The organism is Sodalis-like secondary symbiont of Drepanosiphum platanoidis, from assembly GCF_964059955.1.
GTDB lineage: Bacteria > Pseudomonadota > Gammaproteobacteria > Enterobacterales > Enterobacteriaceae.
Window position 1 is genome coordinate 384,715 of record NZ_OZ060924.1, and the last position, 18,015, is coordinate 402,729.

Annotated in this window: 11 protein-coding genes and 1 tRNA gene; 1 reads left to right on the plus strand and 11 read right to left on the minus strand. The window is 15.0% G+C overall.

The window, feature by feature from the left end; translation table 11 throughout:
• Positions 1–56: 56 nt before the first annotated feature.
• The 11 genes from AB4W47_RS01665 to ileS form a co-directional block, all read right to left on the minus strand.
• On the minus strand, positions 57–1,286 hold the full coding sequence (locus AB4W47_RS01665; RefSeq protein ID WP_367670540.1) for a multifunctional CCA addition/repair protein: 1,230 nt from the start codon (positions 1,284–1,286) through the stop codon (positions 57–59).
• 72 nt (positions 1,287–1,358) lie between these two features.
• Positions 1,359–2,831 (minus strand): lysine--tRNA ligase, encoded by a 1,473-nt coding sequence (gene lysS / locus AB4W47_RS01670; protein WP_367670541.1) that lies wholly within the window; start codon positions 2,829–2,831, stop codon positions 1,359–1,361.
• A gap of 47 nt (positions 2,832–2,878) precedes the next feature.
• Positions 2,879–3,977, minus strand: a protein-coding gene (gene prfB, locus AB4W47_RS01675) for a peptide chain release factor 2 (RefSeq protein ID WP_367670542.1) whose coding sequence is annotated in 2 segments (ribosomal slippage) — positions 2,879–3,907 and positions 3,909–3,977 — 1,098 coding nt in all. Because the reading frame shifts where the segments join, the coding sequence is not laid out codon by codon here.
• 256 nt (positions 3,978–4,233) lie between these two features.
• Complete coding sequence (locus AB4W47_RS01680) at positions 4,234–4,524, minus strand: integration host factor subunit beta (RefSeq protein WP_367670543.1); 291 nt, start codon at positions 4,522–4,524, stop codon at positions 4,234–4,236.
• 57 nt (positions 4,525–4,581) lie between these two features.
• Positions 4,582–6,237 carry a 30S ribosomal protein S1 gene (gene rpsA / locus AB4W47_RS01685; RefSeq protein ID WP_367670544.1) on the minus strand — a complete coding sequence of 552 codons (1,656 nt, stop codon included), beginning with the start codon at positions 6,235–6,237 and terminating at the stop codon, positions 4,582–4,584.
• Between the two features lie 96 nt (positions 6,238–6,333).
• Positions 6,334–7,023, minus strand: a complete 690-nt coding sequence (gene cmk, locus AB4W47_RS01690; protein ID WP_367670545.1) for a (d)CMP kinase — start codon at positions 7,021–7,023, stop codon at positions 6,334–6,336.
• A 1,438-nt stretch (positions 7,024–8,461) separates the two neighbouring features.
• Positions 8,462–10,117 carry a glucose-6-phosphate isomerase gene (gene pgi / locus AB4W47_RS01695; RefSeq protein ID WP_367670546.1) on the minus strand — a complete coding sequence of 552 codons (1,656 nt, stop codon included), beginning with the start codon at positions 10,115–10,117 and terminating at the stop codon, positions 8,462–8,464.
• Between the two features lie 1,052 nt (positions 10,118–11,169).
• A tRNA-Glu gene (locus AB4W47_RS01700) sits at positions 11,170–11,242 on the minus strand.
• 294 nt (positions 11,243–11,536) lie between these two features.
• On the minus strand, positions 11,537–12,613 hold the full coding sequence (ychF, locus tag AB4W47_RS01705) for a redox-regulated ATPase YchF (protein WP_367670547.1): 1,077 nt from the start codon (positions 12,611–12,613) through the stop codon (positions 11,537–11,539).
• A 328-nt stretch (positions 12,614–12,941) separates the two neighbouring features.
• Complete coding sequence (lspA, locus tag AB4W47_RS01710) at positions 12,942–13,436, minus strand: signal peptidase II (RefSeq protein ID WP_367670548.1); 495 nt, start codon at positions 13,434–13,436, stop codon at positions 12,942–12,944.
• Positions 13,423–16,233, minus strand: a complete 2,811-nt coding sequence (gene ileS / locus AB4W47_RS01715; protein WP_367670549.1) for an isoleucine--tRNA ligase — start codon at positions 16,231–16,233, stop codon at positions 13,423–13,425. Before ileS ends, lspA begins: the two co-directional genes overlap by 14 nt.
• Before the next feature lie 452 nt (positions 16,234–16,685).
• Here ileS and rpsT point away from each other — a divergent pair, with 452 nt between their 5' ends.
• The gene (gene rpsT, locus AB4W47_RS01720) at positions 16,686–16,949 is read left to right on the plus strand and encodes a 30S ribosomal protein S20 (protein WP_367670550.1); all 264 of its coding nucleotides are present in this window, start codon (positions 16,686–16,688) and stop codon (positions 16,947–16,949) included.
• The last annotated feature ends 1,066 nt before the right edge of the window (positions 16,950–18,015 follow it).

The window sequence follows — 18,015 nt, forward strand, 5'->3', positions numbered from 1 at the left end:
ATAAATATTTAATGAATAATTATATTTTTATAATAAAATTTCTAAAAAAATTTAAATTAAAAATAAAATTTTTTATTTTTACATAATTTTTTAATAGCATTATTTCTTAAAATAAAAAGTTTTTTACTAATTTCATATCCACATATACCTTCTTTAATAATAGAAGAAGCATTAATTTTTTTAACAATATTATAAATATTTGTTAAATAAATTCCTTGATAATAACATTTTTTATTATATTGTAAAAAACTTTTAATATCTGATTCACTTGAAATTATAACTTGTTTTAAAATTTTTTTATGTCTCCAAACATCAATAGAATATAATAATTTAAGTATTTCTTTAGAAGAAAGACAAAAGATATTATTTATAATAATATGATATTTAATAACAATTTTTGCTGCTTTTTTTAAAAAATTAGGAATTTTTAATCTTTTACAAAATAATTCTAACAATTTAATTCCTTCAGAAACATAATCATGATATTCAATAAATTTTTTATTTAAAAATAAAATTTTTCCAAAATCATGACATAATGCAGAAAATCTTATAACAATATCTTTACTTAATTTTGATGCAATTTTTATTGATAAAATTGTATGCATTCCAGAGTTTATTTTTTTATTATTATAATTAATTTCTTGTATTTTAAATAAAGAATAAAATTCTGGAAATAATATTTTTAATGCATAACATTCATATAATATTTTAAAATAAATATGAGGATTATTAGTATTTAATGCTTTTTCTGTTTCTTTCCATATTCTTTCTGCTGATAAATAATTTAATTCTTTAGACATTAATTTCATTAAATTAAAAGTTTCTTTAGCTATCTTAAATTTAAGATGAAAAAATTTTGCTGCTAATCTAGCAACTCTTAATACTCTTAAAGGATCTTCTTTAAAAGAATTAGAAATATGCCTTAATATTTTAAGTTTAATATCTTTTTTTCCATTATATGGATCTATTATTTTTCCATTAATATCTTGAGCAATTGCATTAATTGTTAAATCCCTTCTATATAAATCTTCTTTTAAAGTAACGTTAGGTGAAGAAAAAAAAGCAAATCCTTTATGTCCTAAATTTATTTTATATTCCATTCGGGCTAATGCATATTCTTCATGAGTTTTTGGATTTAAAAAAACTGGAAAATATTTTCCTACTCTTTTATATCCATTTTTTATCATATTTTCTGGTGTTGATCCTATTACTAACCAATCTCTTTCTTTTACTGGAAAATTTAATAAATTATCTCTTATTGCACCACCTACAAGATATATTTTCATTTTTTTCCAAAATATTTTATTTAATTAATAAATTAAATTAATAAATTTTTTAAAAAATATATAATAATATTATTAAGAATTAGGTTTTAAAGTAGGAAATAAAATTACATCTCTTATATTATTACTATTGGTTAATAACATAATAAGTCTATCAATTCCAATTCCTATACCTGAAGAAGGAGGTAATCCATATTCTAATGCAGTTATATAATCTTTATCATATAAAAAATAATTTTCAGTAAAATTTTTTTTAATTATTTGTTCTTTAAAACGATATTTTTGTTCATCTGCATCATTTAATTCAGAAAATCCATTTCCAATTTCTTGTCCTCCTAAAAAAAATTCAAATCTTTCTGCAAAAAATTCATTTTTATCATTTTTTTTTGCTAAAGGAGAAACTTCTAATGGATAATCAACTATAAAAGTTGGTTGAATAAGATTATTTTCTACTGTTTTTTCAAAAATTTCAGTTTGAATTTTTCCTAATCCCCAATTTTTTTGTATATTAATATCTAAAGATTTTGAAATTATTTTTAATTTTTTTAAAGAAAATAAATCATTTAATTTAATGTTTTTATTATATAAACATATAGATTTTTGCATACTAATTTTTTTAAAAGGTTTACTAAAATCAAAAATTTCATTTTTATTTTTTATAAAATTTGTATTAAATATTTTTTTAACTACTTTTTTTAGTAAATTTTGTATTAAATTCATAGCATCATTATAATTAGAATAAGATACATATGCTTCCATCATAGTAAATTCAGGATTATGTTTTAAAGATATTCCTTCATTACGAAAACTTCTATTTATTTCAAATATTTTTGTAAAACCTCCTATTAAAAGTCTTTTAAGATATAATTCAGGAGCTATTCTTAAATATAAATCTATATTTAATGTATTATGATGTGTAATAAAAGGTCTAGCAGAAGCACCTCCTGGAATATTATGAATCATTGGAGTTTCGACTTCTATAAATTTTTTTTTTATCATAAAATTACGTATTTCTTGAATTAATTTAAATCTAATTTTAAATATTTTTCTTGATTTATTGTTAGAAATTAAATCTAAATATCTTTGTCTATAACAAATTTCTTGATTTATTAATCCATGATATTTATCTGGTAATTTTTTTTTAGATTTTTTAATAAAAAATAATTTATAGCATTTTAATGAAAGCTCACCAGTTTTTGTTTTAAATAAAATTCCATGAACTCCGACTATATCTGATATATTCCATTTTTTAAAAAAATTAGAATATATACCTAATGGAAGATTATTTTCTGTTATATATAATTGAATTTTTCCATTTATATCTTGAATAGTTACAAAAGATGCTTTTCCCATAATTCTTTTTGTTATAATACGTCCTGCTATTTTAGCTTTAATAGATAAATAATTTAATTTTTCATTAGAAAAATTATCATATTTTTTATGTAATTCATAAAATGTAGTATTACAACGAAAATTATTTGAAAACAAAATTTTATTTTTTTTTATAAACTCTGAATTAAAGTTATTTAATTTATTTTCTTTATTCATAAATTTTTTATATTAAAATTTTTAATAAATTTTTATTTTATAAATTTTTATAATCCCATTTTTAAACTAGCTATAATAAATTTATCTAAATTTCCATCTAAAACTGATTGAACATTAGTTATTTCTATTCCTGTTCTTAAATCTTTTATTCTAGAATTATCTAATATATATGATCTTATTTGTCTTCCCCATCCTATATCTTGTTTAGTTTGTTCAATAGCATTTTTTGTAATATTTTTTTTTTGTAATTCAAATTTATATAATTTTAATTTAAGCTGTTTAATTGCTTGATCTTTATTTTTATGTTGAGATCTATCACTTTGACATTGTGTAACAATTTTAGTTGGGATATGAGTAACTCTTACAGCAGATTCAGTTCTATTAACATGTTGACCTCCAGCTCCTGATGCTCTATATACATCTATTCTTAAATCTGATAAATTAATTTTTATATCAATTTTATTATTTATATCTGGATAAATAAAAGCTGAACTAAAAGAAGTATGTCTTTTATTTCCTGAATCAAAAGGACTTTTTCTTACTAATCTATGTATTCCAGTTTCTGTTCTCATCCAACCATATGCATATTTTCCTAAAATTTTTATTGTAGCTGATTTAATTCCACATATTTCTCCTTCAGAAATTTCTATTATATCTATTTTAAAATTTTTACTTTCTATCCATCTTAAATACATTCGTAATAAAATATTAGCCCAATCTTGTGCTTCTGTACCACCTGATCCAGATTGTATATCTAAATAACAATTATATTTATCATATTTTTTTTTAAAAATATTTATTTTTTCGAAATTAATAATTTTTTTTTCTAAAAAATATATATTATTTTTTATTTCTTTTAAAATTTCTTTATCTTTTTCTTTTATTGCTAATTCAAAAAAATCATTAATTTCTGATATATTTTGTATAAAAAAATCAATATTTTTTATATCACTTTTTAAAAAAGATTGTTCTTTTTTTAATTTTTTAATTTTTAAAAAATTTTTCCAAATATCTGGATCATTTAATTTTTTAGATAATTTTTTTAATTTGTTCTTTTTTAAAGAATAGTTAAAAATTCCTCCTAATTAAATTTATTTTATTTTTTATTTCTTTTATTTTATTTATTAAATAATTAATTTCAAACATAATATATTTCACTGTTAGTATAATTTTTTATATTATAACATAATAATTTTTAATTAAATAAATTTTAAAAAACTAAAATTTATTTAAAAAATTAAATATTTTTAATTAAAATTTTATATATTTATTTAAATAAATATAATTTTTTAATTTTAAATATAATTAAATATTTTTTTAAAAGAATCAAATAATAAATATTTTTAAATTTAGATATAAAATTTATATTAAAATTTTTAATTAAAAATTAATTAAATAATATTTAATTAATATTAAAAATATTTACACGATTTTTTAATTCTTTTCCTGGTTTAAAATGTGGAACATATTTTTCTTTTAATAAAACTTTTTTTCCAGTTTTAGGATTTCTTCCAATACGAGAATTACGATAATGTAATGAAAAACTACCAAAACTTCTAATTTCTATTCTTTCTCCTTTAGATAAACTTATTGACATATATTCTAATATAAATTTTACTGCTTTATTTACAATTTCACTTTGAATATTTAAATTTTGAAATGTAATATTTTCTATTAATTCAGATTTAGTCATATACACTCCAATTAAGTTATAATTAAAAATTTTATTAATTTTTAAATTTAATTTAAATTATTCATTTTTAGTAGCAGCTTGAAATGCTACTTTCATTATGTTAGATGATTTTTTTTGTTTTTTATCTTTATTTAAATTATTTTTTAAAATTTTATTAATTTTATTTTTTTTATATAATTCAAGAAAAACAATTCTATTCTTTTTATCTATACTAATAAGTTTTGTTTTTATTATATTTCCTATTATAGGAATAATATCTTTAAATTCTGTAATATTAATACGACCTTTAATTCCATTTAATAAATTTATTATAACAAATTTTTCTTTAATTGAGTCAATATTTCCTTCTATTATTGGATTTTTTTTATTAAAAGATATATAATAATTTAAAGGATCTTCTGTAAGTTGTTTAATACCTAAAGATATTCTTTCACGATCAGAATCTACTTGTAATAAAATAGTTTCTATATCATTACCTTTAACATATTTTTTTATATCTTCCTCTCCAGAAGAATTCCATGATAAATCAGATATATGAACTAATCCATCAATACCACTTGATAAACCAACAAATATTCCAAATTCAGTTATAGATTTTATTTTTCCTAAAACTTTATCTCCTTTATTATAAATTTTTGAAAATCCTTTCCAAGGATTAGGAGTACATTGTTTAATTCCTAAAGAAATTCTTCTTCTTTCTTCATTAATTTCTAATATTATTATATTTACTTTATCACCCACACTAACTACTTTAGATGGATGTATATTTTTATTTGTCCAATCCATTTCAGAAACATGAACTAAACCTTCAACACCTTCTTCAATTTCTACAAAACAACCATAATCAGTTAAATTAGTAACTCGTCCTGTTAATTTATTTTTTTCTTTATAACGATTAGAAATAGATATCCATGGATCTTCACTTAATTGTTTTAATCCTAAAGAAACTCTTGTACGTTCTCTATCAAATTTTAAAATTTTAACATTTATTTCATCACTAATATTAACTATTTCACTTGGATGTTTTACACGTTTCCAAGCCATATCAGTAATATGTAATAATCCATCTACTCCACCTAAATCAATAAATGCACCATAATCTGTTAAATTTTTTACAATACCATTAACAATAATTCCTTCTTGTAAATTTTCTAATAAATTATTTCTTTCAATATTATATTCTGATTCAATAACAGCTCTTCTAGAAACTACAACATTATTTCTTTTTTTATCTAATTTTATTACTTTAAATTCTAACTCTTTTCCTTCTAGATAAGAAGTATCTCTTATTGGTCTTACATCAATCAAAGAACCTGGTAAAAAGGCTCTTATACCATTTAATTCTACAGTAAATCCTCCTTTAACTTTTCCATTAATTATTCCAATAATATTTTCAGAATTATTATGAGAATGTTCTAAAATTTTCCAAGATTCATGTCTTTTTGCTTTTTCACGAGATAATAAAGTTTCACCAAATCCATCTTCAACAGCTTCTAATGTAACATCAACTTTATCACCTAATGATATTTCTAATTCACCTTTTAAATTTTTAAATTGTTCTATAGGAATAGAAGATTCAGATTTAAGACCAGCATCTACTATAACTATATCTTTTTTTATATTAAGAATAGTTGCACGTACAATAAATCCTGGACGTATTTCAATTTTTTTAAGGGATTCTTCAAACATTTGAGAAAAAGATTCTTTTGTCATTTAATATTCTTTAAATTTTTATTTATTTAAAATTATTTTAAATAAGTTTATGAGATAATATCTATATATTCCATTATATAGAAAATAATTAAATTTTTATAATAAAATAAATGTTTTTTTAATATAATTAAAAGCTTTAAAAATAACTTCTTCAATAGTTAAAAAAGTTGAATCTAATAATAATGCGTTTTTATCTGGAATTAAAGGAGAAAATTTTCTATTTCTATCTCTATAATCACGTTTTTTTATTTGAGATAAAATATAATTAAATTTTATATTTAATCCTTGTTTTTTTAATTCTTTCATTCTTCTAATGGCTCTAGTTTCTGATGATGCATCTAAAAAAATTTTTACTTTTGAATCACGAAAAACAACTGTTCCCATATCACGACCATCTGCTATTAATCCAGGAAAAATTCTAAATGATCTTTGATATTTTAATAAATTTTTTCTTATTTTATATAAAGAAGCTATTTTAGAAGCTAAATTTCCAACTATTTCATTTCTAATATCTTTACTTATATCTTTATTTTTATCAAAAATCTTAATACAATTATTTTTTATAAAAAAATTTATATTTAATTTTTTTATTAATGATAATAAAGTTTTTTCTTTATTAATAGAAATTTTATTTTTTAATACTTTTAAAGCTAAAATACGATATATAGCTCCAGAATCAATAAAATTCCATTTTAATTTTTTAGCTAAAGCTTGACATAAAGTTCCTTTACCAGAACTACTTGGTCCATCAATTGTAATTACTGGAACTTTAGCTATTTCTTCCATATTTTTCTCCTTTTAATAAAAAATATATATTTATATAAATATTTTTATAAAATATTTTATATATATTTATTTTAAATAAAAATATATATTAAAATATAAAATTTAATAAATAATTGATTAAAATTAATATTTATTAAAAAATAAATAATATTTTAATATACTAAAATTTTTATATAAAATATATTTAAATTTTAAATAAATTTTAAATAAATTTTAAATATATAAAAAATAATAAAAAAATTAATTTTAATAAAAATTAAATTAATTTTAATATATTTATATTTTTTTATAATTTATTTATTAATTAAATAAATTACATTAAAATTTTTATTTATATAAATTTAAATTTTAATTTTTTAATAAAATTTATTTATTAATTAAATAATTTAAAATTTTATATAAAATATTAATGTATATATTTTTAAATATAATATAGAATTATATCATATAACTTATTTATAGTTAATTCTTCTAATCTATGATTTATAAATAAATTTAATTTTTTTTAATTTATTTTTAAATAATTTATATTTTTTTAATTATTTTTTTAAAAGTTTTTTTTATATTTTTTTTAAACATATTAAATAATGTATTTTTTATTTTTTATTTTTATAATTTTTATATAATATTTATTATAAAAATATAAATATAATTATTAAATTAATATTTTTTTATAAATTTAAAATATTTTTTAAAAAAAATTTATATTATGATATAATATCATATATATTTTTTTTTAAATTTAAATATATATAATAAATTTATTAAAATTTTTATAAAATTTATATAATAAAATGATAAATAAATATTTTATATTAAATAATTTATCTAAAATAATATTTTTTTAAAAAAATAAAAATTAATAATTTATTCCTATTAAATCAGTTTTTATTTTTTTTTATAATTTAAATAGTAAAATTATAGTAAAAAAATTATTAAAAGTTAAAAATAGTTCATGAAAAAAAGAATTAATTTTAATACTTTATAATTTTATTTAATTTAAAAATTATATTAATTTATATTTTTTAAATAAAAATAAAAAAAATAATTAATTATTAATATAATTCAATAATTTAAATAATTTTAATATATATTAATATTTTAATATAAATTACTAGAAAATTTTTTAATTTTTTTATTAAAATTAAGTCTATTTTTTCATATAAAATAAATTTATTTAAAATTTAGAAAATAATTAATTTTTATTAATACTAATATTATTATAAATAATATTACTAAAAATTCTAATATAATAAAATTAAAATTTGGTTTAAATTTTTTTATATTAAATTTATAAATAGAAAATAAATTTTTTTTAAAAATATTTAATTTTTCAATAATAAAAATAATAATATTTTTTTTAAAAATTTATTAAAAATTTTAATATAAATAAATATTAAATTTTTATAAATAAATAATTAATTAATATTAATTTTAATTAAAATTTTTTATTACATTTTTTATAAAAATTAATTAAACCATTAGTAGAACTATTATATAATATTGTTTTTTTATTTTTTTTTAATTCAGGTAAAATTTTCTTTGAAAGTTGCTTTCCAAGTTCTACTCCCCATTGATCAAATGTATAAATATTTAATAATACTCCTTGTGTAAAAATTTTATGTTCATACATTGCTATTAAAGATCCAAGAGTATATGGAGTAATTTTATCAATTAATATAGAATTAGTAGGACGATTTCCATAAAAAACCTTAAAAGGTATAATAGATTTTATTAAATTTAATTTTTTTTCATATGTTGTTAATTCTTTTTTTATATCCTTTTTAGATTTCCCAAAAGCAAGTGCTTCAGTTTGAGCGAAAAAATGAGAAAGAAGTTTTTGATGAGAATCGTTTAGTGGATTATGACTAATTGTTGGAGCAATAAAATCACATGGAATAATTTTAGTTCCTTGATGAATAAGTTGATAAAATGCATGTTGTCCATTTGTTCCTACATCTCCCCATACAATAGGACCAGTTTGATAAAATATTTTTTTTCCATTTCTATCAATAGATTTACCATTAGATTCCATATTACATTGTTGAATATATGAAGAAAATTTGTGCATATATTGATCATATGATAATATTGCTTCTGTTTCCATATTAAAAAAATTATTATACCAAATACCAATTAATCCTAATATAACTGGTATATTTTTTTCTAAAGGTGTTTTTAAAAAATGTTGATCCATATCATAAGCTCCATTTAATAAATTTTTAAAATTATTAAATCCTATAGATAAAGATATAGATAACCCAACAGAAGACCATAAAGAATATCTACCTCCAACCCAATTCCAAAATTTAAATATATTTTTTTTATTAATACCAAATTCTATTGCTTTTTTTGTATTACTAGAAATAGCAATAAAATGATTTTTAATAAATTTTTTATTTTTAGAATGTTTTAAAAACCATTGACGAGCATTATATGCATTTGTCATAGTTTCTTGTGTAATAAAGGTTTTTGAAGAAATTAAAAATAAAGTAGTAGATGGATTTAAATATTTTATAGTTTCTATAATATGAGTGCTATCAATATTTGAAACAAAATGCATAGATAAATGATTTTTATATGGAGTTAATGCTTCTGTTACCATATATGGACCAAGATCAGATCCTCCAATACCAATATTTACTATATCAGTAATTTTATTCCCAGAATAACCAATCCACTTACCATTAATAACATTTTCACAAAATTTTTTCATTTTTTTTAATACGTTATTAATATCTATCATGATATTTTTTTTATTTAAATAAATAGGATTATTTTTTTTATTACGTAAGGCTATATGTAAAACAGGATTATTTTCAGTAAAATTTATATTTTTTCCATTAAACATTGAATTTATTGCATATTTCAAATTACATTCTTTTGCAAATAAGAATAATTTATTTAAAGTTTTTTTGGTAATAATATTTTTTGAAAAATCTATTAAAATTTTTTTTTTAAATAAAATAGAAAAATCATAAAATCTTTTAGGATTTTTTAAAAACAATTTTTTAATTTTTATATTTTTTATTTCAATATAGTGTTCTTTTAAATCTTTCCAAGATTTAGTATAAATAGGATTAATGTTTTTCATAAAATACTCTTTTTATAAAAAAATTTAAATTATATATATTTTTATAAAAATAATTTTATTATTATTTAATTTTTTATAATTTTTATTATAAATAAATAATTAATTTATTTTTATTTTATTTAAAAAAAATAATTATAAAATTTTTATAAAATTTATTAAAATTTTAATAAATTAAAATATTTATTTTTAAATTATTAATTTAATAAAAATTAATTATTATTAATATTTTTTTATTTTATATAAAATATTTATTAAAATTTTATTAAATATTTTTAATTATAAAATTATATAAATAATAAAATAAACATTTATATAATTAAAAAAAATAAATAATGGAATATTATATAAAAATTTTAATTTTAGAAAAAAAATATCAAAAAAATTATTTAATTAGTAAAATTAATTAATAAATTTTATAATAAAAAATAAATTAATTTTAATTAAATTATATAATATATATTTTATTTTTATAATATTTTTATTTAAATATATTTTATTTTTTAATAAAATATATTTTATAATATTTTCAAGTTATGTAAATAATTTATATTATATTTATAATATAAAAATAATTAAAAATATAAATAAAGATATTTATAATAAAAATATTTTTTAAAAAAATATATTATAAATTCTATTAAAATAATAAATAAAATATATAAGTATTTTTTATTATATAAACTTAAATTTATTTTTATTTATTTTTTTTAAAATAGATAATTAAAAAAAAATTTTTAATATTTATTAAATAGTTTAGATTTGTTAATTTAGGTAAATTAATAATAGGATATGAAATATATTTTATTTAAAAATATAAAAATCTTTTATATATAAAAAAATAATTAATATTTAAATTAAAAATTATTTAATTAAATTTAATTTTTATTATTTTAAATTTTATTTAAAATTTTATAAATAAAATTTGAATACATAAATATATATAAAATTTTAATAAAATATATATATTTTATATATAAAAATTTTAATTAATTAAAAATTAAATTATATTATTTATATTAAAATAAAAAATTAAATATTTTATAAAAATTTAATGTCCCCTAGGGGATTTGAACCCCTGTTGCTGCCGTGAAAGGGCAGTGTCCTAGTCCGCTAGACGAAGGGGACTTATTATTTTTTTAAGAAATTTTATTTTTAAAAAATTATAAAAATTTAAATTAATTTAAAATAAAATTTATATAAATATTATATATTTTTTATAAAATTTTTCAAGAAATTTTATTAAAATATATAAAAAATTTTTTTAATTATTTATAAAATTATTAAAATAATAATTTTAAATAATTTAAATTATTTATATAAAAAAATTTTTTATAAATTTATTAAAAAATTAATAAAAAATTAATTTAATTTTAATATTTTTAAAATAAATATTAAATATTTTATATATATAAAAAATTATTAATTATTAAATAATATATTTATTATATCTCCATCTTTTACTAAATAATTTTTTCCTTCATATCTAACTTTATTAAATTTTTTAGATTGCTTATATCCATTATAATTAATAAAATCTTTAAAAGATATAACTTCAGCTTTTATAAATCCTTTAGCAATATCAGTATGAATTTTTTTAGAAGCTTCTAATATAGAAGATCCGATTGGTAAAGACCAAGCTTTAATTTCTTTTGAACCTACTGTAAAAAAAGTTTGTAATTTTAATAATTTAAATCCAAAATTAATTATTTTTTCTATATTTGTTAAAGATTTATTTAAAATAATTTTTTTATTATTTTTTTTATTTTTTATTAATTTTTTATAATTAGATTTATTTTTTGCATATATTTCAACAACATATGCATTTTCTTTTTTAGCTATTTTTTTAACTTCATTAATATATTTATTATTTTTATTTTTTTCTTTATTAATATTAGCAATATACATAAAAGGTTTTAAAGTAATAAAATTAAATTCATTGATAAATTTTTTTTCTTGTAAATTCATTTTAAGAAAACGAAGCATTTTAAAATTATTAAGATGATTTAAACATTTTTTTAAAAAATTTAATTTAAAATCATTAATATTTTTATTTTTATATAATTTTATTATACGTTCGCACATTTTTATTTCAGATAATATTAATTCTGTATTTATTATTTCTATATCTCTATTAGGATTAACAGAAGAATAAATATGTGTAATATTTTCATTTTTAAAACATCTAACTACATGCATAATAGCTGTAGTTTCACGAATATTATTAAGAAATTGATTTCCTAATCCTTCTCCTTTATGAGATCCTTTAACTAATCCTGCAATATCAATAATTTTTATAGTATTAGGAGTAATTTTTTTTGTTTGAACAATATTAGAAAGTTGATTTATACGAATATCTTTTATTGGTAATATTCCAATATTAGGTTTAATTGTACAAAATGGAAAATTTTTTGTTTCAACTTGTAATTTTGTTAATAATTTAAAAATAGTAGATTTTCCAACGTTAGGTAATCCTATAATTCCACATGATAAACTCATTTATTTAATTCCCAAATATTTAAATTAAAATTTATATATAAATTATTTTAATAATTTTAATATATTAAAATATTTTTTATTATATATATATAATATATTTATTTAAATATTTATAATAAAATATAAATTTTATTAAAATTTTATATATATAAATAATAATTAATATTTTTTTTAATTTTTATATTAAATATTTATTTAAATTAATATTAAACATTAATTTATAAAAATTTTTAATAATTATAAATATTTTTTTAAAAATTTTTATTTTTAAATTTTTATAAAATATTTTTATTTTTAAATAAATTAAAATTATTTTTTAATAAAAATTTTATATATTTTTAATAAAATTTTTTATTATTAATAAAGTTCCAAGTAAAATAAAAATATCTGCAAAATTAAAAGTTGGATAATGATATTTATTTATATGAAAATCTATAAAATCAATAATTTTTTTATTTATAATTCTATCTAATAAATTTGAAATTGTTCCTCCAATAATAAAACAATATCCAATCTTAATAAAAATTGATACATTTTTTAAAAAATAAAATTGTTTTATTAAAAAAAATAATATTATTGTTATAGTTATAATTAAAATATATGGAATATTTTTTCCTAAATAACTAAGATATCCAAAAGATATTCCATAATTACAAGTATAAAATAAATTAAAATAATTTGAAACATAAAAATTTTTTCTATAAATTAAATAATTTTTAATTATTTTTTTAGAAAAAAAATCTAAAAATATTATAATTAATATTAAATTTAAATAATATTTATTTTTAAAATATTTAAAAATTTTTATTTTAAACAAATTCACGTTTTTCACCAGGAAATTTCATATTAGAAATACATCTATTACATATATTTAAATTTTTTTTTATACTTTTTGTATAATACCAACATCTTGGACATTTTTTACCAGATGCTTTTATTAATAAAATTTTTAATCCTTTTATTTTTTTAGATAATAAAGATTTTTTATCTGAATCAATCCATTTATTAACAGTAGCTTGAGATGTTGATAATATAAAAGGTAATTCTTTTTCTATTTTTTTTAATTTTTTCATTAAATCAAATTTAACAAATAATTTAATATTTACTTCTAGAGAAGATTTAATTATTCCATTAATTCTTGCATCTTCAATAATTTTATTTACTTCATTTTTAATATTTATTATAATTTTCCAAAAACTATGATTCATAGAATAATTTTCTGGAAGATATGATAAAAAGTTATACCATTCTTCTGTAAAAATATATTTTTTACGTTTTCCAGGTAAAAAATTCCATATTTCATCTGCTGTAAATGATAAAATTGGAGATATCCATCTTACTAAAGCTTCTATTATATGATATAAAGCTGTTTGACAACTACGTCTTGCAAAACTATTGTGATAAAAAGTATATTGTCTATCTTTAATTATATCTAAATAAAATGATCCCATTTCAATTGAACAAAATTTTATAATACGTTTAATAACGTTAAAAAAATTATATTCATTATAAAAATTAATTATTTTTTTTTGTACAATTTTAGTTAAACTTATAGCCCATTTATCTAAAATAATCATATTTTCAAATTTTATTATATTTAATTTTGGATCAAAATCATTAATATTTGCTAAAAAAAATCTTATAGTATTTCTAATTTTTCTATATGAATTTATTGAAAATTGTAATTTATCTTCTGATATTGAAATTTCATTTTTATAATCAGAAAGAGAAACCCATAATCTTATTATATCACTTCCAAATTTTTTAATTATTTCTTGAGGTTTAATTATATTTCCTATAGATTTAGACATTTTATTTCCATTTTTATCTATAGCAAATCCATGAGTTAATATTTCTTTACAAGGTTTATGTTTTTTAATAGCAGAAGATATTATAAGAGAAGACATAAACCATCCTCTATATTGATCTAACCCTTCTAAATATAAATCAGAAGTTTTATTTTTAATATCTAATAATTGTTTAATTACTGTTATAGAAGTAGATCCAGAATCAAACCATACATCTAAAACATCTTCTACTTTATTATAATAAATATGTTCTTTTCCAAGAATGTCTTTTGAATCTAAATCCCACCATGCTTGTACACCAAATTTTTCTATTTTTTTACATACTTTATCTATAATGTTTAATGTATTAGGATGTAATTTAAAAGTCTTTTTATGAATAAAAATTAATAATGGTACTCCCCAAGTTCTTTGTCTAGAAATACACCAATCTGGTCTTGTTAATATCATATTTTTAATATTATTTTTTCCCCAAGAAGGAATCCAATTAATTTTATTAATATTTTTTAAAAAACGTTCTTGAATATTTTTAGATTTTATATTAACAAACCATTGAGGAGTTGTACGAAAAATAATAGGAATTCTATGTCTCCAACAATGTGGATAACTATGTTTAATTTTTTTTATAAAAACTAATGAATTATTTTTAATTAATAAATTTATTATTATTTTATTTGATTCAAATATTTTTTTACTATCTAAAATAGTATTTATTCCTTTAATATATAAACCATATTTATCTATTACATTTTCTATTTTTAAATTATATTTTTTTCCAATTATATAATCATCTGGACCGTGACTTGGAGCAATATGTACTACACCAGTTCCTTGATCAAAATTTACATGTTCTCCAAATACAATTGGTACATTATAATTCATAAAAGGATGTTTAATAATTAATTTTTTTAATTTAATTCCTATAATAATACCAAATTTTTTATAAGAAAATTTACAAATTTTTTTAATAATTTTATTAACTAATTTATCAGCTATAATAAAATAATTTTTATCTATTAAAATTAATCTATAAAAAATTTTTGGATTAATAGCAATAGCTTGATTAGCAGGAATTGTCCAAGGTGTTGTAGTCCAAATTAAAAAATATATTGGATTATTAATATAATTTTTTATAGAAAAATTATTTTTAATAGAATTAAAATTTTTAATTAAAAATTTTATATAAATAGATTTGGAAATAATATCTAAATATTCTACTTCTGCTTCTGAAATAGAAGAAGAACAAGAGGTACACCAATGTATAGGTTTATTTCCTCTATAAATATAACCTTTATTAATCATCTTTCCAAAAGTACGAGCAATATTAGCTTCTGTAATAAAATCCATAGTTAAATACGGATTTTTCCAATCTCCTAATACTCCTAATCGAATAAAATCTTTTTTTTGATTATCAATTTGTTCTTGTGCATATTTTCTACAAAAAATACGAAAATTTTTAGAACTTATTTTATTTTTTGGTTTTCCAAAAATTTTTTCTACTTTTAATTCAATAGGTAATCCATGACAATCCCATCCTGGAATATATGGTGCATTATATCCCATCATTCCTTTAGATTTAATAATAAAATCTTTTAAAATTTTATTAATAGCATGTCCTATATGTATAGAACCATTTGCATATGGAGGTCCATCATGTAATAAAAAAATTTTTTTTTCTTTTTTAGCAATACGAATTAATTTATACAAATTATCTTTATACCAACGTTTTAATATTTTTGGTTCTTTATGTATTAAATCAGCACGCATAGAAAAATTTGTATTTGGTAAATTTAAAGTATTTTTATAATTATTCATTTAATATCTCAATATTTAAAATTAAATATAAATATTATATATAAATTTTATTTATATTTATATATAAAATTATCTTAAATATTAAATATCAAATTTTTAAATTTTTTAAAAATTTTAAATTTTAATATTATTAATATTTTAAAAAATATTTAAATATATTAATAATATATAAATTTTTAAAATTATTTTAAAAAAAAATATAAAATATAATAATTTATTTTAATTTTAAATTTATTAATTTAAAATTAATATTAAATAATTTTTTATATATTTTTATAATTTTATTATATACAATATATAATTTATTATATTATTTAATATAATTTTTTAAAAAAAATTTAATATATAAATAATATTAAATTTTAGTAAATTTTAATATTTTTTATATATTTTTATAATTTAATTTTTTATTTTAAAATATTAAAAAATATTAATATACAATGGAGAAAATAATGGCAAATATTAAATCAGCTAAAAAATATAATATACAATCTGAAAAACGTAGAAAACATAATGCTAGTCATCGTTCTATGATACGAACTTTTATAAAAAAATTATATAAAGCAATAAAATTAGGAGATAAAGAAATTGCAAAAAAATTATATAAAATTGTTCAAAAAAATTTAGATAGAGAATCTAGAAAAAATTTAATACATAAAAATAAAGCATCTCGTTATAAATCAAATTTAATAAAAAAAATATATAATATGAAATAATTTTAATATATTTATTATATAAATATATATAATATTAAAAAATATTTTTTATAAAACATATTTATTAATTAAAATAAAATTTAAAATAATATTATTTTTTAGTTATTTATATCTATAAATTTTAAAATTTATATATTTAATAATAAATTTGTTTTTATTTAAAATAATATTTTTTAAAAAATATATAAAAATATTAAAAAATAAAAATTAAAATTAAAAATTAATATATAATAAATAAATTTTTTTTATAAAAATATATTTTATTATATATTTAATATTATTTATTTATATTTTATAAAATTTTTATATAAATTTAAAAATTTTAATAAAAATTTATATTTTAATTTTTTTAAAAAATTTCCTAAAAAATTTTATTTAATTTTATTAAAAATAATTAAATAATATAATAAAAATTATTAAAAATAAAATAATATAATATTTTTTTAAAATTTTATAAAAAATAAAAAATTAAAAATATAAATAAATTATTAATTTTAATATATTTTTCTTGTTATTTTATAATAAATAATATATTTTTAAAGTTATTTAATAATATAAAAATTTTATATATTCATAATAATATATAATTATTTATTTTATAAATTTTTTAATATTTTAATAAATATTAAAATATTTAATATTAATTTTATAAATTTTAAAAAAATTATTTAAAAAAAATAATTTTTTTATAAAAAAATATTTTAAATAAATTAAAAAATAAAAAAATATTTATTTTTATTTAATTTATATAAAATTTTAAATATTTTTTTTTTAAATTTAGATATATTTGATAATATTTATTTAAAATAAAATTATATAATATTTAATTATTATTTTAAATTTTTTAAAAAAATATTTTTAAATATAAAATATTTGTTAAAATTTAATTATTTATAATTATACTATTTGTAATAAATATTATCAAGTTTAACTAATATAAATATTATTTATTAATTTTTTATAAAATAAAAAATATTTTAATTTAATTAATTATTTATTATATAAAATAATTATTAAGTATTTAACAAATGATATATTTAAATAATTTTAAAAAAAATATTATTAT